The 2,110-nt window shown below is 71.8% G+C and carries 2 protein-coding genes and 1 rRNA gene; 2 read left to right on the forward strand and 1 reads right to left on the reverse strand.

The features are described from left to right. Window positions 1-554: AAA family ATPase (locus FNH09_RS46190; RefSeq protein WP_162470118.1), on the forward strand; the 554-nt coding region annotated here is incomplete at its 5' end. Then, a complete protein-coding gene (locus FNH09_RS46195) occupies window positions 554-1,864 on the forward strand; it encodes a DUF58 domain-containing protein (protein WP_152895845.1) in 1,311 nt (436 codons plus the stop codon). The genes FNH09_RS46190 and FNH09_RS46195, both read left to right, overlap by 1 nt. A 121-nt stretch (window positions 1,865-1,985) precedes the next feature. Here the strand turns inward: FNH09_RS46195 and rrf are convergent. Beyond that, window positions 1,986-2,102: ribosomal RNA gene (rrf, locus tag FNH09_RS46200) — 5S ribosomal RNA — on the reverse strand. Between the last annotated feature and the right edge of the window lie 8 nt (window positions 2,103-2,110).

Below are 2,110 nucleotides of genomic sequence, written 5' to 3' on the forward strand. Positions count from 1 at the left end.
CCCCACGTCCCCTCCCCGACCCCTTCCTGGTCGCCGCGACCCAGAACCCGGTCGAGTACGAGGGCACGTACCCGCTGCCCGAGGCCCAACTGGACCGTTTCCTGCTCAAGCTGACGATCCCGCTGCCCTCCCGTCAGGACGAGATCGACGTGCTGACCCGGCACGCCGACGGTTTCAACCCGCGCGACCTGCGCGCCGCGGGCGTACGCCCCGTCGCGAACGCGGCCGACCTGGAAGCCGCGCGCGCCGCGGTCGCCAAGACGACCGTCTCCCCCGAGATCACTGCCTACGTCGTGGACATCTGCCGCGCCACCCGCGACTCCCCGTCCCTCACCCTCGGGGTCTCCCCGCGCGGTGCCACCGCCCTGCTGTCCACCTCGCGCGCGTGGGCCTGGCTCACCGGCCGCGACTACGTCATCCCCGACGACGTGAAGGCCCTGGCCCTGCCCACGCTCCGGCACCGCCTCCAGCTGCGCCCCGAGGCGGAGATGGAGGGTGTGACGGCCGACTCCGTCATCAACGCGATCCTCGCCCACGTCCCCGTCCCGCGCTGATGGGAGTCACCGGACGCGCCGCGCTGCTCGCGGCACTCGGCTCCGTCCCCCTCGGCGTCTGGGCCCCCGGCTGGACGGGGGTTCTCGCCGTGAACGCCTCCGTGGCGGTGGCCTGCGCCTGCGACTTCGCACTCGCGGCGCCGGTACGACGTCTCGGCCTGACCCGTTCCGGCGACACCTCCGTCCGCCTGGGCGAGGCCGCCGACGTGACCCTCACCGTCACCAACCCCACCGGTCGGCCGCTGCGCGCGCAACTCCGGGACGCCTGGCCGCCGAGCAGCTGGCAGCCCGGCACGGAGGGACCCGCCTCCCGCCACCTCCTGACGATCCCCGCGGGCGAACGCCGGCGTGTCACCACCCGGCTGCGCCCCACCCGCCGAGGCGACCGCGAGGCGGACCGGGTGACGATCCGCTCCTACGGTCCCTTGCGTCTCTTCTCCCGTCAGGGCACTCATCGGGTGCCCTGGACGGTGCGCGTCCTGCCCCCTTTCACCAGCCGCAGACACCTCCCGTCCAAGCTCGCCCGCCTGCGCGAACTCGACGGTCGCACCAGCGTGCTCACCCGGGGCGAAGGCACGGAGTTCGACAGCCTGCGCGAGTACGTGCCCGGCGACGACACCCGCTCCATCGACTGGCGCGCCACCGCCCGGCACACCGCGGTCGCCGTCCGCACCTGGCGTCCCGAACGCGACCGTCACATCCTGCTGGTCCTCGACACCGGCCGTACTTCCGCGGGCCGCGTGGGCGACGTCCCACGTCTGGACGCCTCGATGGACGCGGCGTTGCTACTCGCCGCCCTGGCGTCCCGGGCCGGAGACCGGGTCGGCATGCTCGCCTACGACCGCCGGGTGCGTGCCCTCGTCCAGGGCCGAAGCGCACGTGACGTCCTGCCTTCCCTGGTGGACGCGATGGCCACGCTCGAACCCGAACTGGTCGAGACGAACGCCCGGGGGCTTACGGCGACGGCCCTCCGTACGGCCCCCCGCCGTTCTCTGATCGTGCTGCTCACGACGCTCGACGCGGCTCCGATGGAGGAGGGTCTGCTCCCGGTCCTCGGTCGACTCACTCAGCGCCATACGGTGATGGTGGCGTCCGTCGCCGACCCGAGAATCGCTCGTCTGGCGACGGCCCGCGGCTCTGTCGACGCGGTCTACGAGGCCGCGGCGGCCGCCCAGGCCCAGTCGGAACGCCGGCGTACCGCCGATCAGCTCCGTCGCCACGGGGTCACGGTCGTCGACGCGATCCCCGATGAACTGGCACCCGCGCTGGCGGACGCATACCTGGCACTGAAATCGGCGGGCCGCCTCTGAGACGACGGCTGGGCGAGCCTCTCTGGATGAAGGGCTCGCCCACGGAATCACACGCGATGCCACTTCGCCTCAAACGCAGAAAACCCCCGTGCCGAAAGGCACGGGGGTTTTCTCAAAATTTGTTCGGCGGCGTCCTACTCTCCCACAGGGTCCCCCCTGCAGTACCATCGGCGCTGTGAGGCTTAGCTTCCGGGTTCGGAATGTAACCGGGCGTTTCCCTCACGCTATAACCACCGAAACACTATG

This window comes from Streptomyces adustus (genome assembly GCF_009377175.1).
Lineage (GTDB): Bacteria > Actinomycetota > Actinomycetes > Streptomycetales > Streptomycetaceae > Streptomyces > Streptomyces adustus.

Excerpts from the sequence above, each read along its gene's own strand:
- FNH09_RS46195 (WP_152895845.1), top strand. The coding sequence starts at position 554 with ATGGGAGTCACCGGACGCGCCGCGCTGCTCGCGGCACTCGGCTCCGTC.